Origin of the sequence: Tenacibaculum sp. nBUS_03, assembly GCF_051201695.1 — a bacterium.
Taxonomy (GTDB): domain Bacteria; phylum Bacteroidota; class Bacteroidia; order Flavobacteriales; family Flavobacteriaceae; genus Polaribacter.
This window is the reverse complement of record NZ_CP179214.1, coordinates 163,363-189,488: the sequence shown is the minus strand read 5'-3', so window position 1 is coordinate 189,488 and position 26,126 is coordinate 163,363. Positions and strand designations below refer to the sequence as shown.

18 protein-coding genes and 1 pseudogene are annotated in these 26,126 nt (G+C 29.1%); 1 reads left to right on the top strand and 18 read right to left on the bottom strand.

Annotated elements, in window-relative coordinates; genetic code table 11:
• Positions 1 to 19 precede the first annotated feature (19 nt).
• The 10 genes and pseudogenes from ACMFBB_RS00790 to ACMFBB_RS00745 all read right to left on the bottom strand — a co-directional run bounded on the left by ACMFBB_RS00790 (position 20) and on the right by ACMFBB_RS00745 (position 15,395).
• On the bottom strand, positions 20 to 2,857 hold the full coding sequence (locus ACMFBB_RS00790) for a M16 family metallopeptidase (RefSeq protein WP_435262573.1): 2,838 nt from the start codon (positions 2,855 to 2,857) through the stop codon (positions 20 to 22).
• A gap of 235 nt (positions 2,858 to 3,092) precedes the next feature.
• Positions 3,093 to 3,515, bottom strand: a complete 423-nt coding sequence (locus ACMFBB_RS00785) for a hypothetical protein (protein WP_435262572.1) — start codon at positions 3,513 to 3,515, stop codon at positions 3,093 to 3,095.
• Between the two features lie 157 nt (positions 3,516 to 3,672).
• Entirely contained in the window at positions 3,673 to 4,515 is an 843-nt protein-coding gene (locus tag ACMFBB_RS00780) for a YitT family protein (protein ID WP_435262571.1), read from the bottom strand.
• A gap of 137 nt (positions 4,516 to 4,652) precedes the next feature.
• On the bottom strand, positions 4,653 to 5,780 hold the full coding sequence (locus tag ACMFBB_RS00775; RefSeq protein WP_435262570.1) for a methionine aminotransferase: 1,128 nt from the start codon (positions 5,778 to 5,780) through the stop codon (positions 4,653 to 4,655).
• Between the two features lie 55 nt (positions 5,781 to 5,835).
• Positions 5,836 to 7,170, bottom strand: coding sequence for a DEAD/DEAH box helicase (locus ACMFBB_RS00770; RefSeq protein ID WP_435262569.1), 1,335 nt, complete (start codon positions 7,168 to 7,170; stop codon positions 5,836 to 5,838).
• 141 nt (positions 7,171 to 7,311) lie between these two features.
• Positions 7,312 to 8,166: a mechanosensitive ion channel family protein gene (locus ACMFBB_RS00765; RefSeq protein WP_435262568.1), complete on the bottom strand. Its 855-nt coding sequence runs from the start codon at positions 8,164 to 8,166 to the stop codon at positions 7,312 to 7,314.
• On the bottom strand, positions 8,166 to 8,852 hold the full coding sequence (locus ACMFBB_RS00760) for an aspartate/glutamate racemase family protein (protein ID WP_435262567.1): 687 nt from the start codon (positions 8,850 to 8,852) through the stop codon (positions 8,166 to 8,168). Before ACMFBB_RS00760 ends, ACMFBB_RS00765 begins: the two co-directional genes overlap by 1 nt.
• A 48-nt stretch (positions 8,853 to 8,900) precedes the next feature.
• Positions 8,901 to 10,646 (bottom strand): RDD family protein, encoded by a 1,746-nt coding sequence (locus ACMFBB_RS00755; RefSeq protein ID WP_435262566.1) that lies wholly within the window; start codon positions 10,644 to 10,646, stop codon positions 8,901 to 8,903.
• Between the two features lie 83 nt (positions 10,647 to 10,729).
• Positions 10,730 to 13,442, bottom strand: a pseudogene (locus ACMFBB_RS00750) (DNA gyrase/topoisomerase IV subunit A).
• Between the two features lie 96 nt (positions 13,443 to 13,538).
• On the bottom strand, positions 13,539 to 15,395 hold the full coding sequence (locus ACMFBB_RS00745) for a DNA topoisomerase IV subunit B (RefSeq protein WP_435262565.1): 1,857 nt from the start codon (positions 15,393 to 15,395) through the stop codon (positions 13,539 to 13,541).
• Between the two features lie 417 nt (positions 15,396 to 15,812).
• On the opposite strand from ACMFBB_RS00745, the gene ACMFBB_RS00740 reads away from it, so the two are divergent.
• Positions 15,813 to 16,769, top strand: coding sequence for a helix-turn-helix transcriptional regulator (locus ACMFBB_RS00740; RefSeq protein WP_435262564.1), 957 nt, complete (start codon positions 15,813 to 15,815; stop codon positions 16,767 to 16,769).
• Positions 16,770 to 16,778: 9 nt separating this feature from the next.
• Here the strand turns inward: ACMFBB_RS00740 and ACMFBB_RS00735 are convergent, their stop codons facing one another.
• Genes ACMFBB_RS00735 through ACMFBB_RS00700 form a run of 8 tightly spaced genes read right to left on the bottom strand, consistent with a single transcriptional unit; the run spans position 16,779 to position 26,124 of the window.
• On the bottom strand, positions 16,779 to 17,612 hold the full coding sequence (locus ACMFBB_RS00735; protein WP_435262563.1) for a crotonase/enoyl-CoA hydratase family protein: 834 nt from the start codon (positions 17,610 to 17,612) through the stop codon (positions 16,779 to 16,781).
• 15 nt (positions 17,613 to 17,627) lie between these two features.
• Positions 17,628 to 18,539, bottom strand: coding sequence for a sterol desaturase family protein (locus ACMFBB_RS00730; RefSeq protein WP_435262562.1), 912 nt, complete (start codon positions 18,537 to 18,539; stop codon positions 17,628 to 17,630).
• A 10-nt stretch (positions 18,540 to 18,549) separates the two neighbouring features.
• On the bottom strand, positions 18,550 to 19,581 hold the full coding sequence (locus ACMFBB_RS00725; protein WP_435262561.1) for an alpha/beta hydrolase: 1,032 nt from the start codon (positions 19,579 to 19,581) through the stop codon (positions 18,550 to 18,552).
• 11 nt (positions 19,582 to 19,592) lie between these two features.
• Positions 19,593 to 20,708, bottom strand: coding sequence for a heparan-alpha-glucosaminide N-acetyltransferase domain-containing protein (locus tag ACMFBB_RS00720; RefSeq protein ID WP_435262560.1), 1,116 nt, complete (start codon positions 20,706 to 20,708; stop codon positions 19,593 to 19,595).
• A 2-nt stretch (positions 20,709 to 20,710) separates the two neighbouring features.
• Positions 20,711 to 21,292 carry a nitroreductase family protein gene (locus ACMFBB_RS00715; RefSeq protein WP_435262559.1) on the bottom strand — a complete coding sequence of 194 codons (582 nt, stop codon included), beginning with the start codon at positions 21,290 to 21,292 and terminating at the stop codon, positions 20,711 to 20,713.
• Between the two features lie 13 nt (positions 21,293 to 21,305).
• A complete protein-coding gene (locus ACMFBB_RS00710; RefSeq protein ID WP_435262558.1) occupies positions 21,306 to 23,114 on the bottom strand; it encodes an IucA/IucC family protein in 1,809 nt (602 codons plus the stop codon).
• Positions 23,114 to 23,701 (bottom strand): GNAT family N-acetyltransferase, encoded by a 588-nt coding sequence (locus ACMFBB_RS00705; RefSeq protein ID WP_435262557.1) that lies wholly within the window; start codon positions 23,699 to 23,701, stop codon positions 23,114 to 23,116. The genes ACMFBB_RS00710 and ACMFBB_RS00705 overlap by 1 nt, the downstream gene beginning before the upstream one ends.
• The gene (locus ACMFBB_RS00700; protein WP_435262556.1) at positions 23,701 to 26,124 is read right to left on the bottom strand and encodes a GNAT family N-acetyltransferase; all 2,424 of its coding nucleotides are present in this window, start codon (positions 26,122 to 26,124) and stop codon (positions 23,701 to 23,703) included. Before ACMFBB_RS00700 ends, ACMFBB_RS00705 begins: the two co-directional genes overlap by 1 nt.
• Between the last annotated feature and the right edge of the window lie 2 nt (positions 26,125 to 26,126).

Here is a 26,126-nt window from a genome sequence, read left to right as displayed (position 1 = left end):
TGTTTCTTTTAAAAACCTGCTAAATAGTATTTCCATAGATATCCAATTCAATTACTGGCTTACCTAATTTTTTAACTTCTTTTAACTGTGTTGCTTTATCACCAACTATTAAATAAATCATTTCCTTTTCTTGTAAATAGGTATCGATAATATTTTTATAATCTTCTAAAGTCATTGAAACTAGTTCTTTCTGGTTCATCTCAGTGTAGTTAGAAGGCTTATTATATTTACTCATATTACGAACCATGCTAAGTTTTGCACCTAAACTTTCAAACGCTCTTGTATCGGCTTTTAAAAGTTTGTTTCTTGTTAATTCTACATCTGATTGAGTAAAATCTTTTGAATAATTACTTAACATATTTTTAATTATTTCTAAAGATTTTAACGTTGCATTTGCCCTAACACTGGTTCTTACTAAAAAAGGAGAAATTTCTTTACTATTTCTAAAGCTAGAGTAAGCTCCATATGTATATCCTTTTTCAATTCGTAAAGTTTGAAACAGTCTTCCGCTTGAACCTCCTCCAAGAATTTCATTTGCAAAATCTAAATTATTAGCATTTTCATCAGTAGCTGCTAAAACCAATTTTCCAATCGTTATTACAGATTGTTTTGACCCTGGTACATCTACAAAATATAAATTACCTGCTTTTGATTCATTAGGTAATTCTTGTTTTGGGAGTGTAATATCGATACCTTTAAAGTCATTTAGTGTACTTATTGATTTTGAAGCTTCACCCTCAGTTATAGCACCTACTACATGAAAAGTTGCCTTTTTAGGTGATAGTTTTTTATAATACGACTTCAAATCATCTATAGTAATTGTTTTAATAGTATTTAAGGTACCTGAACCTGGAATACTAAACATATGTTTATCTCCAAAAATTAACTTATTCATTACCGTAGAAGCAATTACATTTGGATTTGCTTCACGTCCTTTTAATCCAGTTTCTAATGCTTGTTTTAATCTATCAAATTCTTTTTGATCCCATCGAGGTTCTAACAACATTTCTTTTACAAGAGCAATGGTACTTTTAAAGTTCTTTGTTAAACAAGATCCTACAATATGAAAATCTTCATTAGCGCTATATACATTTATACTAGCCCCTAATAAGCCTATAGCATCCTCAAGTTCAGCAGGGGTTTTAGAAGCTGTACCTTCCATCATTAAATCGCTTAATAAACTTCCTACGCCTTCTTTTCCTTTGAAATCTAATAAATGTCCACCAGGAATTGTTAAATCAAACTGAACTAATGGAACTTCATTATTCTCTATTCCATAAACTTTGATTCCATTATCTATAGAAGTAGTCCAAACCTCAGGAGATTTAAATAAAGGTAATTCTCCAAAAGCTGGTTCACTCCTATCATATGTACTTGGAGTTTTTTCATAGTTAGCTTCTTCACCTTGCCCTACTTCTTCATTTGCTACATTTTGCTTTACTTCTTCTATCCAAACTTTAGCTTCTTTTGCATCAGCAACGGCTAATTCTAATTGTCCCTTAGGAACAACACTCGTCATTACATAATTTTTATCTTTGATATAATGATTATAAACTCTCATTACATCAGCTGCAGTTACTGAATTCATTAATTTAGCAGCTTTAGTAATATAACTTGGATCTCCATTAAACTCATTATCTTGAACTAACTTAAATGCTTTGTTTAAAACAGTACTTACACTTTGGTATAATCCTGTTTCTAGTTCTGCTTTGATACGCATTAAATCCTTTTCGCTAACACCATTACTTTCAAAACGTTTCAAGCCCTCATCTATAGCAGACTTTAAATCATCTAAATCAGTACCTTCATTAGCTCTTGCTCTAATAATAAATTCTCCTGCTATTTCACTACTCCTTTGATAAATACTAATATTAGGGGCTAATTTTTTTTCTTCAACTACTACTTGGTATAAGGGAGCTTTTTTACTTCCACTTAATAATTGACTAAGTACTTGAAGAGGATAAACATCTTTATTATACTCTTCAATAGTAGGTATAACCATACGTAATTCAGGAAGTTTTGCAAAATTATCTTCAAAATACAATGATTTCTTTTTAGCCAATGTTACAGGCATTGGTTGTAGCTCTTCTACATCAGGGCCACTTGGTATTTCACCAAACCATTTTTTCACTAATTTCTTTGTTTCTTCAATATTTATATCACCTGCAATTACTAAAGATCCATTTTTTGCTCCATAGTATTTTGCATAAAACTCTTTAACATCATCAATAGTTGCCGCTTGTAAATCTGGCAATGCCCCAATCACAGTCCAATTATAAGGGTGTCCCTCTGGATACAGGTTTTTTCTTATAATTTCATCAGTATACCCATAAGGAGCATTATCAACTCGTTGACGCTTTTCATTTTTCACCACTTGTTTTTCTCTTTCTAAAGCCGCTTTCGTTACCGTATTAATCATATACCCGTAACGATCACTGTCAATCCAAAGAATTTTTTCAAAAGCATCTTTTGGAACTACTTCATAATACACAGTTCCATCACTCCAAGTACCACCATTTCTGCTTCCTCCCCATTCAGGAATCATCTTTCTATTTGCTCCTACTGGCACATTTTCTGAATCATTAAAACTCATATGCTCAAAGAAATGAGCAAATCCAGTTTTTCCAGGCTTCTCTCTATTAGATCCAACATGCATCATAGTAGCCACTGCCACTATAGGATCACTATGATCTTCATGTAAAATAACCTCTAAACCATTGTCTAAAATAAATTTTTCATAATCAATTTTAAACTCTTTGTTGGCTTTGGAGGAGTCATTTAATTTTGAACTTTTCTCTGTATTACAAGAGAGAAAAAAAGAACTACATGCTATAATTACAACAGTTGAAAGTCTCATTTATTTCTGTTTTTAAATTAAAAAATATTTGAATGAATAAAGATAGTATTTTAAAGTAAAACGAAACTTTTTAAAAAAATTATAAACTTTGGATTTAAATACTATTTATTATAATAAACAAATTTTAAGAATAAGGAATTATACCCCAAGTTTGATTTTTAGCATTGTATTTACTTTGAAAATGATTGTTTAATAGAAATACATCACTAGAATAAAGAGAGAACTTATTTTTATGTTAGTCCACAATTAAAATCTTTTTAATGCCTTTATTTCCATTTTGATAAATATTATTTCCTTTTCTAACAAAAACCAATTTTCCTTTCCCTTTAGTTTTTATATTATACTCCCAATATTTATCTCCTTTAAAAACATAAAGAATTCTTCCTTTTTCAGTTTTATCAACATTATCAACTATTTTATGCTTTATTTCATAAACCTTATTATCGTACTTCTCTAATAATAGCTCAATTTTATCACCAGTTTTATTAGATGTATACATTTTATTACCTTCAATAATTAAAATTAAATTTTTTTTATTACCATTTTCATCTAAATCATACACTTTCTCAGAAATTATTTTTTCTGACGAGTTTTTTGTTTTATTAATATCGCACCCGATAAACAATATTATTATAATCATTAAAAATGGTTCTTTCATCAAAAGGAAATTTTCAGTTCTATACAATATTAAAAAATAGTTTTATTTAAAATTTCGAGGTATCTAAAACCTGGTCAAATTAACTAAAACTGTAATTGTTATTTATAATAATATAAATAAGTATGGCTATAAGAAACATGAATCCTAAAGCATTGATTTAATTTAAAAACTTAGTTCCTAACATTTCAGAGGCATCCATCACAATCATTTTAGCAGAAGTATCTTCGGTACGTATTAATTGTCTTAAAGTACTTAGTCTATTTATTGGAACAGTAACAAAAATCATGTGTTTTTCCTGAGTTAAACTTAAATTATTCCCTTTAATTAATGTTCCATTTACTCCAATTTTTTCATTTATTAATAAACCGATAGCTTCTAAATTATTTGGTGAAGAAATATGAACTATTCGTCCATTAGGTCGTCCTGTTAAAATAACATCTACCATTTTTGTAGTGATGAAAATACTAATCATACTCCACAATGCTAATTCAACATTATTAAAAACAAATCCTGTAGCAACAATAACAATTGAATCTAAAATAAGAATTACAGTACCTGTTTTTAAAGATGTTTTAGAGGTTATAATTCGTGCAATTATCGTTCCGCCACCAGCAGAACCGCCACCTTTAAATATAAAACCAATTCCAGCTCCAACAAATATCCCACCATATAATGTGGCTAATAAAGGTTCATTACTTAATGGATCCAGATTTACAAAGTGCGAAAGTGTATCTATAAATGCACTAATCAATAAAATAGCTATCGTACTTTTTATGGCAAAATACTTCCCTAAATATTTGATACTTACGAGTAACAATGGAATATTTATAATTGCAAACAATATCCCTATTGAGATTTTAAAAAGGCTATTAAAAATAATAGCTAAACCACCAGTACCCCCCATGGCTATACTATTAGGACTCAAAAAACCTACAACACCAAACGCCATTAAAGCACAGCCTACAACTATAAAAGTATAATTAAAAAACTCTTTTTTCATTTGAAATATATCTAAGTTGCAAATTTAAAACAATCTGTAAGGTGACAAGAGGCAAAACAGTTGATTATACTATTTTTTTAGGTTATTCTGTTTATAATTTAACTAAACACTCTATTTTTACATAAATAAAAATATAATTAAATTTCATTTAGCTTTTCTGCAGCGGCAATTAACGTTTCATCTGTTTTTGCAAAACAAAATCGCAACATTTGCTTATCCGTTAAATCTTTATAAAATACTGAAATAGGAATGGCAGCAACTCCATGATTTACAATTAACTCTTTAGCAAAATCTGTATCACCTTTTGAACTAATTTGTTTATAATTTACAACTTGAAAATATGTTCCCTCACAAGGTAATAATTCGAATTGACTATTTTTAAGTAGGTTTTGGAAGAGAGTTTTCTTCCTTAGATACATTTTTGATATTTGGTTAAAATCAACAAAATCTAAATATTCAGAAATAGCATATTGTGATACACTACTAATGCTAAAAACTAAAAATTGATGTATTTTTTTTATTTCTAGCATTAAATTTTCAGGAGCTATTAAATAGCCAACCTTCCAACCAGTAACATGTAATGATTTTCCAAAAGAAGACGCTATAATTGATTTATTTCTTAATTTTGGTCTTGTATTTATAGATATGTGTGGGTGTGAAAATGATATATATTCATATACTTCATCACTTAATAGTAATACATGATCATGTTTTTCTAAAAGAACTTCTAATGCTTCAAAATCACTCTCTTTCCAAGTTTTACCTGTTGGATTATGTGGGTTATTTAGTATGATTAATTTAGTCTTCTTGGTGATTGCATCTTCAATTCTATTGAAGTTTGGAGAATAATCATCGTTTAAAGAAATACGAATGGGCTTACCTCCAGCTACTAGAACTGAAGGTTCATAATTATCATAACTAGGATCTAAAATAATTACTTCATCATTACTTTTTATAAATGAATTAATAGCCGTGTAAATACCTTGTGTAGCACCAGCTGTTACTAATATTTCAGAAGCTACATTAACGTGACGATTATAATTTTTAAATGTTAATAAAGCTATTTTCTCTAATAAGGAAGGTACTCCGTTCATCGGAGTATATTGATGAACGTTTTTGCCTATTAGATCTTTAGTTATACTTAATAAACGTTGATCAACAGGGAAATTAGGAAATCCTTGCGATAAATTTATGGCTCCATATTTGTTCGCTAATTGCGACATTATAGAAAAGATACTTGTAGGTGTATTTGGCAGTTTAGACATTGTTAGTTTATCTTTTTACTAAAGTAATAAACTCAAAGAACTATATACCTATCAACTATTTTTTCTTTTTAGAAGTTTCATCTTTTATTAGTGAGCTTTTCGTTTCATTTAAATAATTAGCCACTAACTTATCTATCAACTCTTCCTTTGTTAAATGATGAAATATTGTTTTCACCCTAGATTTAAACTCTTGAGAAACGTTCCTATTAGGTTTTGTTTTAAATATTTTCTTAGCCCAAATAAGTCCGTTATTTTCTTCAATGCTTTTAGCATCAGCTTTTTTAAAAGACTTAAATACAATATCTAATTCAGTTTCAAAATCTGTAATATCTTCTGTCTCATCTTCTTGAATAATAGTCAAAGATAAACCATTTGCTCCCGCTCTTGCCGTTCGACCACTTCTATGAACATAGGCATCATACGTATCAGGTAAATGATAATTAACTACATAAGAAACGTCTTTTACATCAATACCCCTTGCGGCTAAATCAGTAGCCACTAAAATATCAATGAAACCTTCTCTAAACTGTCCCATGATACGATCACGAATTCCTTGTGTTAAACTACCATGAATGGCTCCAGATGAAAATTTGTTGATAGCTAGTTTTTTTGCCAATTTGTTAACTGCTGCCTTTGTTTTACAAAAAATAATTCCTCTTTCTCCAATTCTACCGTTTAAAAAATGAAGTAATACGTCTAGCTTTTCAATAGGTTCAACCACCACATATTGATGATCAATACTTTTATTACCAACTGTTTCCATATCAGCCTCAATTTGAAGCACATGCTTAGACATATAGTTCTGCACCAATTGTTTTATTGCTCCAGGCATGGTAGCAGTGAATAATAAGGTCCTTTTTAATTTGGGGATTTCTTTTATAACGTTATCTAACTCTTCTTTTAACGCACTTACCATTTCATCAGCTTCATCTAAAATAAAGTACGAAATATCTTTAATATTAATAGCTCCTCGTTTTATTAAATCTGCTAAACGACCAGGAGTAGCAACTACGATATGAGTATCTTCTTTTAAACGCTCTATTTGAGATTTTACAGGAACCCCACCATTAATAGAAGCAATAGAAATATTAGAATTATCTGGAACGATAGCTTCTAAATTGTTGAAAATTTGTTGACTTAACTCTCTCGTTGGTGCTAAAATAACAGCTTGAATATGGCTTTTATCTTCTTTTATTAATTGTAGCAAAGGCAAACCAAAAGCAATAGTTTTACCTGTACCTGTTTTAGATAACGCAACTACATCCTTTTTTTGATGTAAAATAACAGGGAGAACCTTTTCCTGAATAAGTGTAGGAATTTTAATATTTAAAGTGTTTAACTTTTTAATTAAAAAAGGGTTAACTCCTAATTCTTTAAATGTAGTGGCCATAATTCTGTTTTTATTCTTTACAATTAGTATCCTAATTAAAAGAAATTAATATTAAACTATTATTAGACCGCGAAACTACTTCTTTTTAATCAATATTTCTTTGAGGAGAGTCGTCTATTTTACATAATTTGTTGGTTACTTCTATAATTTGATAATTTTATTGATTGGAATAGGTAAGTGAACTCCCTCACTAAGAAAACGTTTATGAACCGACTCTTTCAAAGCACATTTAGTTTTAAACTCTAAAAATGGTTCATTTAACCAAACATAAGCCCTCATATGTATATGATCTGGATGAACATCAATTACACGAACATCAACTTGATCAGAAGAAGTTAATACCTGCGCTGGTGTTCTATTATCAATAACGTTAGGCTGTTTTATTGCTTCTTCTTGTATAATTTTTCGTGCCAAATCAATATCTGCCTTTAATCCTATTTTAAAATTATTAAAACTTAAAATATTAGAATCTTCTATAGTGTGATTTAATACTGAATCGGTACTAATTACCGAATTAGGAATAATTAATCTTTTATTTTCAAAATTATTGATTACCGTATGTCGAAGTGTTATATCCTCAACTATTCCCATTCGCTGTTCGTCTAATTTAATATAATCTCCCACTCTAAAAGGCCTAAACACAACAACGAATGCACCAGCTATTAAATTAGATAAAGCTGCTTGAGCTGCAAAACCAATAATTGCCGCAAGTATTCCTGCTCCAGAAAAAATAAAAGAAGCTTTGTTTCTAAAAATTGGCACGGTCATAATGATATATATTATTCCAAAAACACCAATAATAAACTTAATAGAATTTCTGAGAAATTGTATACTTGTTCCTCCAAATCTATCTCTTTTTCTGTGCTTTATGATTTGTAATATAATATATCGAATTCCTCTAGATATTAACCACGCTATAAAAATTATAAGAATAATATAGGCTATTATTCCTATAAAAGAATCTAAATCAAATTGGTAAGTAAATAAATCTTTCATTATGTAGAAAGTATAAACGCTTTTATTGCATGTATTGTTGTCGTATCAAAAACTGGTATTGATACGTCTTCTTGCTTTATTAGTAAAGGGATTTCAGTGCACCCTAAAATAACTCCTTGAGCTCCTCCTTTTTGAAGTTTATTAATGATATCAAGATATATATTTTTTGACCTAGATTTTAATATTCCTTCAGATAACTCATCATATATAATTGTATGAACAATTTCTCTATCAGTTTTTTCAGGAATAATAACTTCTATTCCCATATTCTTCAAAACATCAATATAAAATGTTTTTTCCATGGTATATTTTGTCCCTAACAAAGCTACTTTCGATAGTTTTTTTTCTAGAATTTGCTCACCTGTGGCTTCAGCGATATGAATTACTGGAATTTCTACCACTTTCCGAACAGCTTCAATAGTTAAATGCATGGTGTTTGCACATATTAAAATACAAGTTGCACCAGCATTTTCTAAACTTTTAGCACTATTTGCCATTATACCATCTAAAACATCCCATTTACCTTCAGATTGGAGTTTAGATATTTCACCAAAATCAACAGAATTAATAATTACTTTAGCAGAACGCTTATCTCCATATTCTTTACTAGCCAAATCATTTAAAACTTGGTAATACATAATTGTTGACTGTGGAGTTATGCCTCCTATTAATCCTATTGTCTTCATTTATGACAATTATTTTTATAGTTTTATAAATATAACTTTTTTAAATTACTATTCCACTTTAATAAAACTATGCTTAAAAGCCCCATCAGACTTAAATACATATCGGTGTTTTTCATTTATATCAACAGTATCTTCAAAAGTTAACTCTATTCCAAACGGGCTTCGTTCCTTATTAAACTCAATATAAACCTCAAAATCATTATTGTATTTGCTAATCTTTTGAGGAAAACTAGTGCTTCTTTTTATTTTTAAACCGCCTTCCAATACACGAGCACTAACCAACGTGCAAGCCATTCCAAAATTTTCAATTTCGATTTCAGCTGCGTTGTCACTTCTATTGTAGTAAGATTTAAAGAAGAGAACGGGTTCAAAAGTATTATTAATAGCATAGATACGCATTGGTTTTTCTCCTTCAATATATACTTCACCTTGCCCTTTAAATCCATTAAAAAAGCTATACTCTCTACAAACTCCTTTTCGTAAATAATTTTTATCTACACGATGTATTTTATACTTGTCTGGATTAGATTCATATAAGAAATCTATCTCTTCAAGGTTTCTTTCATTATATGTTTTTTTTATTTCCGCTAAGGTTAAATTATCACCATTTACATCTATTACTTTATAAAAGTATGATTTACCCCAATTATTATAGGTGTTTTTTAATGTAATAAAATCATATAATTGTAAGTTATTTATTTTTTTATCTAAAGCCAAAGCTTCACTTTCAATCTTTCCATTTTCAATTTTATATCTTATATAATCAAGTCTGAACTGATTAAACTGATAATTTGCAAAGAAAAATAAAAATAAAACTGGTAGTATTAGCCAGTATTTTTTAGATATTTTATTATCATTTAAAGAAACTACAGTAGTTTCTGAAATAGAGTCATGCCAGCCTGTGCCCCATAAAAATGAAAACGCATTAAAAGGGATTTTCCTAGACACTGAACGCATAAAAATATTATCAAATCTCACTTTTTCTTTTACTGTTCCTAAAACAAAAGTGTTTGTTAAAAATTTAGCAGGTGTTCTTCTAAAAAATGTTTCAAAAAAACCATAATATGCAATAGCACTAATTACAAATAGAATAGTTAAGGTTAACCTATCTCCTAGTAGTTTAGTCATATCATATAAAATAACTCTAGGTAATAACTTAAACACATTAAAAGTCAATGCCATGAATAAAAAACTATCTAACAATAAATGCAAAAAACGTTTATATTTTGTAGCCAGTGGGTACTGATTATCTTTAAACTCTTTAAATTTTATCTTTTTTACATTTTCATATTTAGTTTCAGTTATTGATAGCACTAAATAACTAAATAGCAATAGGGTTATATTTAAAATAAAGAATAAAAAAATTATAGGTTTGAATAACGTAAAATTATTAAACTGATGTACAACTACAGACAATACACTTATTATAGAACTAAACAATATAACAGCATGAGCAAATTGTAATAAGCTTTGGTCCTTTTTATTTGATCTCATATAAAAAACACTACCTACTAATAAAATGATATTAAATGATATATTTAGTCCATTAAATCTGTAATAGCTATTATAACTACCAGAATTTGAAAAAGTACCACCAGATATTTCCAAAAAATCAAAATTGAAAAATTGTAAATCTACATATCTAAATACACTTACAATGTAATATGATGTTTGACTTCCTTTAGTATATAATGAAATTACTGTTGTTGTTAATGCTAATAATGCCATTACAAAAGAGACTTTACCAATATAAGGGCTTATTTTTCTTTGTATAATTTTAAATATATTTTTCATATTATATGTCTAAATTTAGTGACAAACAACCTTGTTTTTCAATAGCTATTTGATACATTTTTTATTAAAAATGTTTACTTTATTTAAAATAATGCTGTTTGATCATCATCTCCTCCCTTTTTCTTTTTTTGAAGTGCTCTTTCTAATGCCTTTTTTGCTTTAGACTCTTTACTTTCTTCAAACTCCTTAGGTTTTGTTAACTCTTCTACTTCAAGAGGTAATGCTTCTTTTAAAATTTCTTCTTCTTCATTAACCTCAATGTCCTCAACTTTTTCTTCTTCAGGTTCATCATAAGGTAATGATTCTAATAAATTTACGGTACGAATTTTATCAGTAGTTAACTGATTACCTAAAGCTTTCATTCCTTTTATAGCGATAAAATCTTCAAAGTTTACTTGTATTTTATCTAAACTACGTTTTGAAAAAATCACCTCAGCCATTGGTCTATAGTCAGTTGCAATTATTTCTAACTTTGATTTATCATGTTCTGAAATGAAGTGTTCTTCTTTATCTACAGTTTCTACCAAAAATCTTTTTACATAATAACGCTCTTTTTCTCCATCAAAATAAATAACAGACACTGGTTTTTTAGAATTCCATTTCTCCAAAACAATCATATCATTTTCAAAATGCATAGTTAATTCAGGAGTAACCGCTTTTATTTTTCCACTTTGAGTTGCTATTAAAATTTTGTCTTCCGCTTTAAATTCTCCTAACAATTCGCCTCTTTCATCAACATTTAGGCGTTGTACAGCATCATCAAACCATATTTTTCTGGGCTTTAAAGTTGAGGCTCCTGCAGCTTTAAACTCAATTTTCTTAATTGCATATTTAGTTACTTGGTTTCCTCTGGCACTTCTACTTTTTATGCCTAAATCAGCAAAATCAATGTCCCATTTCAATTTTTTTATACTCCCAACTGCTCTAAGTAAAATAGTTATAACTTCAGCTTCTCCATTAGGATTTGCTGTAAAGTACAACATTTTTGATCCTTTACTTCCATTCGTTAAATCGTATTCTTTATCTCTAGTGATACTAGTTACATTAAAACGTTTCATGTAACTAGCGACCTTTTGTACCATCTTTATAAATCATATTATATACGGTACGTTTATCTTTCTTCTTAAAGATAGCAATATGAATAATTCCCTTACCTACAAATGTTTTAGAGGCAACTTTTGTGACTAACATAGTTCCATTGTCTCTAAAAATAATAACATCATCAATATCAGCACAATCAGTAATATATTCATCTTTTTTTAACGATGTCCCTACAAAACCTTCTTCTTTATTTACATAAAGTTTAGAATTACGCATAACTACTTTTGTAGCTACAATATCATCAAAAATTCTAATTTCAGTTTTACGCTCTTTTCCTTTACCGTATTTTGTTTTTAATTGTTTAAAATAATCAATTGCAAAATCAATTAAATTGTCTAAATGATGTTTTACTTCTGCTATTTTTTCTTCTAAACTCTCTATAAACTGTTTTGCTTTATCGATATCAAACTTAGAAATTTTCTTTATTCTGATTTCAGTTAATCGAATTATATCTTCTTCAGTTACTTCTCTTTTTAGGTGTTTTATATGTGGTTGCAAGCCCTTATCAATTGCTTCAATCACTCCTTCCCATGTTTCTACCTCCTCAATGTCACGGTAAATTCTATTTTCAATAAAAATTCTTTCTAAAGAAGCAAAATGCCATTGTTCTTCTAATTCATGTAATTGAATTTCTAATTCTCTTTTTAATAATTTTACTGTTAAATCGGTTGAATGCTTTAACATGTCAGAAACACCTACAAAAACAGGTTTATTATCTTGAATTGTACACGCTAATGGCGAAATAGAATTTTCACAGTTTGTAAAGGCATACAGTGCATCAATCGTTTTATCTGGAGAAATATTAGGCGGTAAGTGCACTACTATTTCAACATTCGCAGCTGTATTATCTTCAATTTTTTTTATTTTTATTTTCCCTTTATCATTCGCCTTTAAAATACTATCAATTAAAGAAGAAGTAGTTGTATTAAAAGGAATTTCAGTGATTACTAATGTTTTTTTGTCTAGTTGTGAAATTTTTGCCCTTACACGAACCTTTCCACCCCTTTTACCATCATTATAATTTGTAAAATCTGCAATTCCTCCAGTCAAAAAATCAGGCACAATTGTAAAACTTCTGCCTTTCAAATATTTAATGGAAGCATCAATTAATTCATTAAAATTATGAGGCAATATTTTGGTAGATAAACCTACTGCAATACCCTCAGCTCCCTGAGCTAATAATAGTGGGAATTTTACTGGTAAATCAACAGGTTCTTTTCTTCTTCCATCGTACGACATTTTCCACTCAGTCGTTTTAGGATTAAAAACAACATCTAAAGCAAACTTAGATAAACGAGCTTCTATATAACGAGAGGCAGCAGCACGGTCACCAGTTAAAATATTCCCCCAGTTACCCTGCATATCAATTAACAATTCTTTTTGCCCTAATTGCACCATTGCATCACCAATTGAAGCATCACCATGAGGGTGATACTGCATCGTATGACCTACAATGTTTGCTACTTTATTATAGCGACCATCATCTAAGTCTTTCATTGAATGCATAATACGACGTTGCACAGGTTTAAATCCATCTTCAATAGAAGGTACAGCACGCTCTAGAATTACATAAGATGCATAATCTAAAAACCATTCTTTATACATTCCCGTTACCTTGGTAATGGTTTCTGTATTTTCAATAGGTTCTTGGTTTAATTCTTCGTCATGTTCGTAATTGTTATTGTCTTCACTCATTTACAGTAACGTTTATACGTTTGGGGTTATTATTTATTATATGATTGTATTAAAGGTTTTGTATAATCGAATACCACAATCAAAATCTTTTTTTTTCTAATTATCATCTAATAAATCTAATTCGATTTTTAAATTATTAATAATAAACTTTTGACGATCGGGAGTATTCTTTCCCATATAAAATTCGAGCATTTGTTCAATAGACATCTCTTTATCTAACATTACAGGATCTAAACGAATATCATCTCCAATAAAATGAACAAATTCGTTGGGTGAAATCTCCCCAAGTCCTTTAAATCGAGTTATCTCAGGTTTACCTCTTAGTTTATTGATAGCATCTTGCTTTTCTTCTTCAGAATAACAATACATCGTTTCTTTTTTATTTCTAACTCTAAATAAAGGAGTTTCTAAAATATATAAATGCCCCTCTTTTATTACCTCAGGAAAAAACTGTAAAAAAAATGTAATTAATAATAATCGAATGTGCATACCATCAACATCGGCATCCGTTGCAATTACAACATTATTGTAGCGTAAACCTTCTAAACCGTCCTCTATGTTTAAAGCAGCTTGTAATAAGTTAAACTCCTCATTTTCATACACTATTTTTTTACTTAACCCATATGAATTTAAGGGCTTTCCTTTTAAGCTAAAAACTGCTTGAGTATTTACATTTCTTGATTTAGTTATTGATCCACTTGCAGAGTCTCCCTCAGTAATAAACAAAGTGGTATCTAGGTAACTTTCTTTTTTTGTATCTCCAAAATGAATACGACAATCTCGTAATTTTTTATTGTGTAAGCTCGCTTTTTTAGCTCTATCACGTGCTAATTTACGAATACCAGATAGTTCTTTACGTTCTTTCTCTGCTTGTAATATTTTCTTTTGAAGTTGCTCAGCAACCACTGTGTTTTTATGTAGATAGTTATCTAGTTTCTTTTTTAGAAAGTCGTTTATATAAGTTCTTACCGTTGGAAGGTTACCTCCCATTTCAGTAGATCCTAATTTAGTTTTAGTTTGACTTTCAAAAACAGGCTCCATAACTTTTATGGAAATTGCGGAAATAATTGATTTACGGATATCAGAAGCTTCAAAATTTTTACCAAAAAACTCACGTATAGTTTTCACCAAAGCTTCTCTAAAAGCTGCTTGGTGCGTTCCTCCTTGTGTGGTATGCTGACCATTTACAAATGAATGGTATTCTTCAGAATATTGAGTTTTACTGTGCGTTATTGCTACCTCAATATCATCTCCTCTCAAGTGAATTATTGGATATAACATATCTTCCTGATTGTTATTATCTTCCAATAAATCTTTCAATCCGTTTTCAGAATAAAACTTCTCTCCATTAAAAACAATAGTTAATCCTGGATTTAAATACACATAATTTTTAAGAAGTTTTATAATATACTCTGGTCTGTATTTATAATTTTTAAAAATAGTATCATCTGCTATAAAAGTAACTTTTGTTCCTTTTCTACGTGATGTTTCTTCTAGTAATTCTTTATTCGTTAAATTACCTCTTTCAAATTCAGCTGCTGCAGATTTACCGTCACGTGTAGATTCTACTCTAAAAAAAGTAGATAACGCATTCACCGCCTTGGTACCTACTCCATTTAATCCTACAGATTTTTTAAATGCTTTGGAATCATATTTACCACCCGTATTCATTTTTGATACTACATCAACCACTTTCCCTAATGGTATACCACGTCCATAATCTCGAACAATTACTTTATTTCCTTGTACAGATACCTCAATAGTTTTTCCACCTCCCATTACAAACTCGTCGATAGAGTTGTCTAATACTTCTTTTACAAGAATATAAATACCATCATCAGGCGATGAACCATCACCTAATTTTCCGATATACATACCTGGACGCATTCTAATGTGTTCCTTCCAGTCGAGCGATCGTATATTATCTTCGGTATATTGTGTTTCTTGTGCCATAAATATCTTGTAATATTGAAGTATTCGCTAAAATAAGATTAAACATTAAAAAATAAAAAGCTCTGTTGAATTAGTTTTCAACAGAGTTATAATTTATTTTTATTTTAATAGTTTTCTTTCCCATTTACAGAGTGTTCAAGTATATAAATTGCATCTTCAAAATTATTAATAAGAACTTAAACAATTCATTTATTATCATAATTCAAATTAAATAGTATTTCCTTATTTTAGTAGCAATTCGAATTTTTGTTTGTAATCTTTATATCATATTATCCTATAATTTATGAAATTTATATTACCAGAGATATACTTTTTTTAATAGTTTACGCGTTATAATAAGTATAATAAAAACATATTCTTTTTTTAATCTATTTAGACTAAATAAATATTATTTTTGTAAAATCTACTACCCTTCAAATGATGAGAAAAACAAAAATAGCTTTTAATTCTACACTACAAGAAGAAAAAATATATAATAATTGTGGTATTTTTTCTAAACACTATTCAATTAATAAAAAATACGGTAAAGGAACGCTCGTAAATCATTCATTTGATGGTCTTTATATTGAATACTTTCATGGAACTTTTAACAATAACTATATATTTGATTATTCACCACTAGTGAATGGATTAGAGGTGTCAGTATTAATTAAAGGATCAAAAATAATTAATTGTAAGCATGCAGTTGAAGATATAGTTCATGAAGAACAAGAAACTATTTTGTCTATTTCAAAAAACCTCAACGGTCATATTAAATATTATAAAGACATTGCAGTTAAAGAAGTTAAAATTAAACTCTTTTATGAATTTATAAAAAAACATCAGTTAAATGCATTATTTTCTAAAGTACACGAGTATTCAAATAAAAATAACATTTGTGATATTTTTGTTGTGCCAATTTGTGATAGAACTCAAAATATTTTAACAGAACTTTTAGCAGATAATAGAACAGGTATTTTAAAACGTTTGTTTTTAGAAGCAAAAGTGTTAGAGTTAGTATCTATTCAAGTAGAACAGCAAAAAAAAGAAAGTACAAATATTGAAAGTTTAGTTAAAAAGTTGTACACTGTTAAAAGTATAATTTCTTCTAATTTAAATGAACAATACTCAATTAAGAGTTTATCAAAAAAAGTTTTATTAAATGATACAATATTAAAAAAAGAGTTTAAACGTGTATTTAATACTACTATTTCAGAATTTTCATTTTCAGTAAGAATGAATAAAGCCAAAGATTTACTTTTGCATACTAACAAACCTATTTACGAAATATCAGATATTGTTGGTTATAAAAACCCCACTCATTTCTCTGCTGCCTTTAAAAAAAACAGTCGTTTAACTCCGAAACAATTCAGAAATACATATTGTGAGGTTTAATATTATTTTCTATTTAACTATTTGTCTTAGTTTTCTTTTTTGTGCATTGATAATTAATTCCATTCTTCTTAAATCTTCAGGTTGCATTTTTAAACAGGCATCTACCCAACTATCTGTTATATCAATTAACTCCTTCTTTTGCAGAGGAAATACTTTTTTAATATTTTTATAATGGCAATACTTAAAATTAAAACTACTTTTATTTTTGTTTATAAAATTAATAATGGTTTCCATTCCTTCATTTTCATCTTCAACACTATCTAATAATGCATATTCTTCCATTTCTCTAGCAGAATAAATTTTACCACTATAAAGTATATCTGTAGCTGTTTTAATATTTAATTTCCTACATAAAAAACTATAGGCCCCCATTCCTGGAAAAAGATTAAACTTATTTTCAGGCAGGCAAAATTTAGCTTTTTTATTCGCTAAAATTATATCGTGAGCTAAAACACATTCGAACCCGCCTCCATAGGCGTTTCCTTCTACTAATGCAATATTTAAAACAGGCAAATTAAATGAAGTATAAATGTTATAAATAGCATCTATACATAAATATGCATATTCCTCTAGTTTTCCCTTTTTCCTACTTTTAATGCTTTCAAAAAAGAAAGGCAAGTCTCCTCCTAAATTATAAACTTCTTCATGTGTAGAGGAAGATACAATATACTTTAAAGGATACGATTCATCAGAGAACATTATTTGCAAGTCTTTAGAAAACCTTTTAAACTCTTTTAATCCTTCCAATGAAAAATTGGGGATTCCTTCTGTTTTAATTTTCCATAATACTAATTCATATTCTGGAAAATAATTTACTTCTATATAATTATATTCATTTAACATTATCAATGCTCTTTTTTATATTTTTTGTTTGTTTAACCATGCTTCGTCTCGGTATTCTCTTGCTTTTTTACCTCCATCAAGATGATTCCAGCCAGGAGGCATAAAAATGTATTTAATTTTATCTGATAGTTTAGGAGCTTTTTTTACATCTGACCATAAGTCTTTCCATAATAAAAATTGTACATGCCATATATTTTTACTATCCAATTTATCATGCATTATTCCGTATAAAATTTCTTCATCTTTTAATTCTGTTTGAAATGTGCTAAAAATGCGATCCCAAATACAAAAAGTTTCTCCATAATTTCTATCTAAATAAATATGATTCTTTGCATGGTGAACTCTATGAACCGAAGGGGTCACAAATATTTTTTCTAACCAGTAATGTTTCCCCATAAACTTTTCACTTAAATGTGAATACGTTGCATACAAACGTGCGATAGGCTCTATGATAAAAATCATTAATGGATGAAAACCTAATATTGGAAGCCATATAAAATTAAAAGGAGTAAAAACAAAATCAAAAATAGACCCTCTAGCAACCACTGTTAAATTCATATCTTCAGCAGTGTGATGAACTCCATGAATACACCATAAAACTCTTACTTTATGACCTAAAAAGTGTATAAAAAACACTGTAAAATCATACAATAAATATCCCACAACCCATATGTACCACTCAAAGTTCAGATTAAATAAGCGATGCTCATATAACCAAAACATAGTTCCAACAATCATAACTTTTGAGAGTAAGAAGTAAGGTATACTTTGTATTAAATATGAAAGTATACTTACTATACCTTCTTTTTTGCTTTCTATATAGTTTGTTAGTATTAGTATTCCCCATTCAACCAACATTAATATAAGTACAATTAAACTCATATGCTGTAGTTGCCCTACCATGGTTTCAATTGATAATAAATTCATATCTATTTCTCTATTTTTTTTCTAAAAAAGTATTTTTTAAAAAAGAACATATTTGACTTAAAGCTGCCTTTGATGCTTCTGTTTCTTTTAAAGCATTTAATACTATGAAGTCATGGATAGTTCCTCCATATCTTGTTGATATAACTGGTACTTTTGCTTCTCTAAGTTTTTTTGCATATGATTCTCCTTCGTCTCTTAAAACATCATTTTCTGCAGTAATTAATAATGTTTTGGGCAACCCTTTTAAATCTTCTTTTGTAGCTTTCAAAGGAGAAACTGTAGCAAGATTTCTGAGTTTCATTTGTGGAGCATAAGAATCCCAAAACCATACCATAGCTTCTCTAGACAAATAATGACCTTTTGAAAATTTCTCATATGATTGTGTATTAAAATTAGCATTAGTAACTGGATATAATAATACTTGTGCCAGTAAATTTGGTCCTTTATTATTTTTTGACATCATTGCAACTGCGGTTGCCATGTTTCCCCCTACACTATCTCCACAAACAATAATTCTACTTGAATCCAACCTGTTCTTTTTTCCTTCATTTTTAAGCCATAAAAGAGTAGCATACCCTTCTTTATTTGCAACTGGATATTTTACTTCTGGTGATCTAGAATATTGAACAAAAACAACTGCAACCTCAGCTTTTAATGCAATATCTGACAACAATCTTTTATGAGTAGAAAAACTATTTAATATCCAACCACCTCCATGAAAATAAACAACAACAGGTAATTTTCTACGCCTTCTTTTTTTAGGCTTAATTATTTTAAGTTCTAATTTTCTATTTAAATAAGGAATCGACCTATGATTTATAACTACATCTTTGTTTACAAACTCCTCTTTTTGTAAATCTTCCATAGCTTGTCTTGCTATGTTTAAAGGTAATTCTTGAATAGGTGGTCCTTGGTAGGCATGTATCACTTCTAAAAAATTTTGAACCACTGGATCTAAACCGTAACTTCCTGCTAGATTAGCTTGACCAAAAGAGAATACACTTTTAAACACAAATAATAAAACTACTAACTTAACTTTCATTTTCAGTCGTTTTATTTAATTGCTATTTGTTTTTCACTACTTTGTTCACTTCTTTTTTGTTTTAAAATTTCTTTAATTTTATTAATGAACCATAAAACTGTAAAAGTTATTAAAGTAATTAGAATCATTATAGCTACTATTTTTAGCTGATTTGATTGTTGTGAATATCCTACATACAATATTCCCCAATAAATAACTACCCATTGAATAAAATAGAATGAAGTAACATTTTTACTTGCATACGATATCACTGAAAAAAGGGTTGGATTAATGTATTTTACAACAATATTTCCTAACCAAATTAATAACAGATTAACCCCCATTAATACTATAGTTCCTCCAGGCCCTAAATGATAATAGTCTCCAAAATGGTAATCATAATTCATATAGCACAAAGCACCCCCAAATAGTAGCATTCCTAATCCAAATGGTAGCATTTTACCAAACATAAAACGAATATTATAGTTTTGTTCTTTGTACCACATACCAAAAAACAATCCTATCAAAATAAATGACATCCAAGGAAAAACAGGGAAATAAACATTATAAGATTTAGCCCATAATAAATCGCATAAATAATCAATACCAACAATATCAAACCTAAATCCACTAACTGCTCTTGAAGTTAACATTATCAGTACTGCTAAAATTAATGCTGCATACTTGTTTTTAATGATTTTAATTATAATCCCCATTATTATTAAAGAAATACCGGCTAATTGTAATATGTCTCCTAATAGAGTATAAAATACATAGTTTTGAGGATCGCCTGGAGTTAGTCCATTTGCTTTTACAAAATCGTCAGGAAAACCTCCAAACATTACCATTGGAATTATAAATCGAGTTATATTTAACAAATACCCTAATGCTAAAATTTTTATTCCTCTAAAACCAATTTCTAACATACTCAATTTACCAGAAAAAACAAAAGAAAGTCCCATCACTACTAAAAACATTGGGGTTCCTCTTTCTGCTACTTGAATTATTTCTCCTAATAAAGTATTGTTCCATGTATCCATTGTAGAATAAACAATCATTACATGTACAGGTATCATTAATAATACACTTACACCACGAACAAGATCTATGGTATCTATCCTTTTTTTATTTTTTGTTTTTACTTCCATTTTTATCGTTTATGCCAACTTATTTTTTTAGATAATGGCTTTCTTTTTCTATTTACTTTTGGTAAATCATCTTTTAGATATCCCATATAAAAAACGCCTAAACATTTCTCGTTATCTTCTAGTGTAATTGAATCATTTATATAGTTTATGGTTGCAATTCCTGTATCCCAATAACTACCTATATTGAGGCTTGTGCAACTTAACCACATGTTTTGCACAGCACATGAAATAGCTGCTATTTCTTCCCATTCAGGCAAATTTGACCTTTTGCTAGGTTGAAATATTAAAACCAATAAGGTGGCTTTCTCAGGATATGATTTAGTTTCTTCGAATCGTTGATTGGAAAATTCTTCTTCGGTGTATATCTCTCTATAATAATTTGCCATATACTTCCCTAAATCTTTATGGTGCTCACCTTCTAGTACAACAAACCTCCATGGCTGAGTAAGCTTATGAGTAGGAGCCCATATTCCATTATTTACAATTTTCTCTATGGTATCCTTACTTATTTTTTTGTCTATAAAATCATATGCGTAATGACTTCTTCTATTTTGAATAACTTGTGTTAACTCTTCAAATAACATAATTCGTCTTTTTCTACATTAAAACCTTCTCTTTAATTTCCTTATTAACATATTTAGCAATAGGGTTCTTTAAAACACCCTCCAACTTTAAACTCTCAATAGGATCAGATAAATTTAACATCTGCTTTGTATTAGATAATTGCAACCTATTTAAACAACATCTATCAAATTCAGGAGTAAAAAGATTATACTTTTCAAACTTTTTAGTAAACTCCGGATGTTCGTTTTGATAGTTATAAATGCATTGAGCAACCAACCTCCAAAAATTTTCTTCAGGAAAATCTCCATGGGTTTCTAACAGTTGGGCCATAAACCTAAAAATGCAATCAAAAACATCTGTAAAAATTGATAGTACTTTCATTTTATCTGAACTTTTTGTAAATAATCTATCAGCATGTTCAGGTAAATACATTTCTTCATTAAAAACAATTACCTCTTCAGTAATATCTTTCATTAATGCATACACAGGCACCTGATTTTCTAGCACTAATATCAGGTTTTCTCCATGAGGCATAAACACCATTTCATATTTATAAAAGCAATGTAATAAAGGGCTCAAATATGATTTTAAATATTTTTCTATCCATGTATTTACATTCAATTTAGATGCTTTTATAAACTCTACTAATAAAGAGGTATTTTCATAATCTACGTGGAGTAAAGCTGCCATTGTTATTACTTCTTGATTGGTTGTAATCTTTGTATATGGACTTTCTCTCCATAGCGCCGACAACATTTTATTATGAGGATTTGTTTTACCCAATGTTTCATAATAATGATTATGATATCCAACCGTAGCAACTTCCCCTAGCATAGTAAAGCCATTTTCTTTTAAATAAGTATCATCTTTTAACAGGTTATTTATCCACTTAGTTATATGGGGTGTACTTTTCATATAGTAAGGTGAAAGACCTCTTACAAAGCCCATGTTTAAAATAGATAGTGCTGTTTTAGTATATAATTTTTTAGGATGTGTTTTATTGAAAAGAGTTCTAATAGACTGTTGCGCAGAAAATTCATCATCGCTTTCTCCTAGGAAAACTATATTTTTAGTAGCTATATCGCCAGCAAAAACATGCACTAATTTATTATTCCATTGCCATGGATGAACAGGCATAAATACATAATTAGCTATGTCTAAATTCTGATATTCTAGTCTCTCTTTAAATAGTAAACATTTTATTTCTCCTAATTCACTAGTCAATAATTTTTCATATTCAAAACCTTCAGTAGCTGTATACGTAGTATATTTTTTATGACCCGCTATCCAATAAATTTTAAAAGGATTATCGGTTTCTGGTGCGTATTTTTCATAATCGTTAATATTAAAACCTATTCTACCATTATTTGCCACAAAACAAGGATGCCCTTCAGTCATGGCATGCTCTATTTCTTGGAAATTTTTAAACGCTAGTTCTTCTGATGAAAATTTTTGATTGTTATACTTGTAAGATGAGCTAATTAATGTACTTGAAATTTCTTCTAAATAAGTAGCTAAAAATTCGTTAGGAATTTGAAGTGTATTTTGGAACTCTGTAATAAACTCAATCGCATCAATGCTCACTTCTTGTTCATTTTTAAACTTTTTAATACTTCCTAAGTCTATATACCAATGATCAAGTTCAAACTTTCTTGCTTCAAAAGAATACATAAATGTATTAGTATCAGAAGTTATACTATAAGTATTCCAAACTTCTTTATTTGTAAGCTTTTTAGGAGTAAAGATAAGTTCATGAGAAAATTCACTAATAGCTTTTCTTACCAATAGTTTATTAGTTATTTTCCAAGTATGAGGTTCTATATATGATATTGTTGAATCCATTATTTCTCTGTTAATTTCATTAGAGCTTCTTTATAAGTTTCTCTAGTACAAAAAGCGAGTGCAGCTACTTTATTGGCTAATTTTATTTCATGTTGATACACAAAACCTGCTTTTTTATTTAGTACATGTATTTTAGTATTATTTACATCTGGCTCTACCACTACTCTTTCTACATAGGGTAAACTGAAGAAATAATTGATGATTGTTGAAAACACATGCCAGGTAAATTTTGGTATCCTTTGTTTTACTGGGGCTACCAAAATATGCATTCCATAATCATTTAAATGAGCATGGTAGTGTTTTCCAATGATATCTTCTGAAGCTTTATATCGTTCCATTAAAAAAATAGGTTGATTATCTAACATTCCAATATAAGTATGATGATGAGGGTTCTTTTCTATTTCATCATAAGCTTCATATACTTCCTCTTTTGTAGATGTTAACATTCCCCAATATTTAGCATGAGGATTAGTTATCCAATCATATATAATATCAATATCCTTATCAAGATGTATAGGGCGTAATGAAATAACACCTACACCCAGTATTTCTTTACTATAAAGCTGTTGTTCTATATGCGCTGTCATTATACTTCTTCTAAGTGATTTTCTTTTTTAAATACTGCAATTGGGTTTGTTAAATTTCCAGCAAACTGAAGTAATACAACCGGGTCATCTAAATCTATCATTTGCTTGTTATTATTTAATTGTAGCCTATTTAAGCAAGACAATTTAAATGTATCAGCAAACAAATCATACTGTTTAAATTTATCACTAAACTGAGGGTTAGCATTTTGATATTCTTGAATATTATCCGCTACTAGCTTCCAAAAACTCTGCTCAGAAAAACCAGAATGTTCTTCAAGAATTGGAGTTAAAAACCTAAAGAAGCCATCAAAAATATCTGTAAAAATTGAAAGTAATTTGACATCCTCAGGAACAGGTGCATACATTCTCTTTAAATGATCAGGTAATTCAACTTCAGGGTTTAAAATAACCGCTTCTTCAGTAATATCTTTTAATAATATTTTTATTGGTTTATTATCTTCTAAAACTAAAATAATATTCTCCCCATGAGGCATAAAAACTAAATCGTATTGATAAAAACAGTGTACTAATGGACTTAAATATGCCTTAAAGTAATCTATTAACCAATTTTCTATTGTTAAGCCAGAGCTTTTTATAATTTCAGGTAATAAAGGCTTTCCATTGTGATCTATATGCAATAAAGCTGCCATTGTAAGAGGTTTTTGACCTTCAGAAACAGTAGCGTAAGGACTTTCTCTCCACAATGAAGCTAACATCTTATTATAATCGTTATGAACTCCAAATTCTTCAAAATAAGAGTTTACATAACTTACAGATCCAATTTCACTTAACATTCTAAATCCTGTTTCTTTAATAAATGGATCATTGTAAAGCAAATTTTCTAACCAAACAGCCATTTTAGGAGCAGTCCCTAAATAATATAAAGGTAACCCCCTCATGAAGCCCATATTTAAAATTGATAAGGCAGATTTCGTATAAAACTTCTTAGGGTTGCTTATATTAAAAAGTGTTCTTATTGATTGTTGCGCTAAATATTGATCTGGCCCATACCCTAAACATAATAAATCTCCTTTAGCTATTTCAGGGGCAAATATGGTCGCTAATTTATTAAACCACTGCCAAGGATGAATAGGTATAAATAAATAATCATCTGGCTTGTACCCTTTATCTTGTATAACTTTATTAAAATGATTTATAGTCCCTTCTCCAAGTTCTTGTGTTATTAATTCCTTATAAGGTAATTTTTCAATAGCTGCATAAACTGCTTTTGATTTATGCCCTGCTAGCCATAATAGAGAAAATGAATTACCTGCTTCTGGAGCATATGATCTATAGTCACTACTATCAAATCCTATGCGTCCATTATTGGCTACAAAACCAGGGTGGCCTTCTGTCATAGACTGTTCAATTGTTTGAAAATCGGCTGTTGCTAATTCTTTTGAACTAGGATTCCCTTTTACAATTTTAAAAGCACTTCCGTATAACGTACTTATAATTTCTTCAAGATAGACCGGCATCTTTTCATTATCTATCCCTAAAGTAGTTTTAAACTCTTTAATAAATAAAATAGCATCTAACTCTAATATAACGTCATTTTCAATCTTAACAATTGTTTCTTCATTTATCATTAGATGATTTAAAGCCAGTTCTTTTGCTTCAAATCTATATTCTATGTTTTCAATATCTGTTTTGATCAGATATTGATTCCACCCATTAGTTAATGATGAGACTAATGTTGGTTTTATAAGCAATTCATGAGAAAATTCACATATTGCTTTTTTAATTAATAATTTATTTGACTTTTGCCATACTTCTGGCTGTATATGTTCTATAGCTTGTTGTGGTGATACCACATTATCTAATGTATTCATTGCACTACGTTTTGAAGGTGTAAAAAACTTTATATGCTCACTATAAGTGGCTCTATTTAAAAAAGCCAACTGTGCGGTTTTATGAGGTAATTCAATTATTTTATTTAAGCTGAATCCTATTCTTTGACATAAAGCAAACATTTTTTTATTACGTATGTCAGGTTCTACAAGAATTCTATCTATGCTCTTATTAGAAAAAACAAAATCCATAATACATTGAAACATGTACCAAGTGAAATTATCTATTTTAGGAAGTTTTGGAGGAGCTATTATAATATGAATACCACAATCAGTATTATTAAAACTATAATAATTAGCTATGATGTCTTTCTGCGGATTGTATCGCTCTAAAACAAAAGCTACTTCATTATTAAACTCACCTACAAAAACATCATAATGTTCAGGCTCCATCAACTTTATATACTCATCTTCAACTTCCTTTAGTGTCGTATTTTGCATCCCCCAAAAAACTGCATAATCTTTATTTACCCAGCTATGAAGTATTTTACTATCATTTCTTATATCAAAAGATCGAATAGTAACCAAACCTAAATCAGGTATACTTTTTGTAAACTGTATGTCTTTTTTCATAT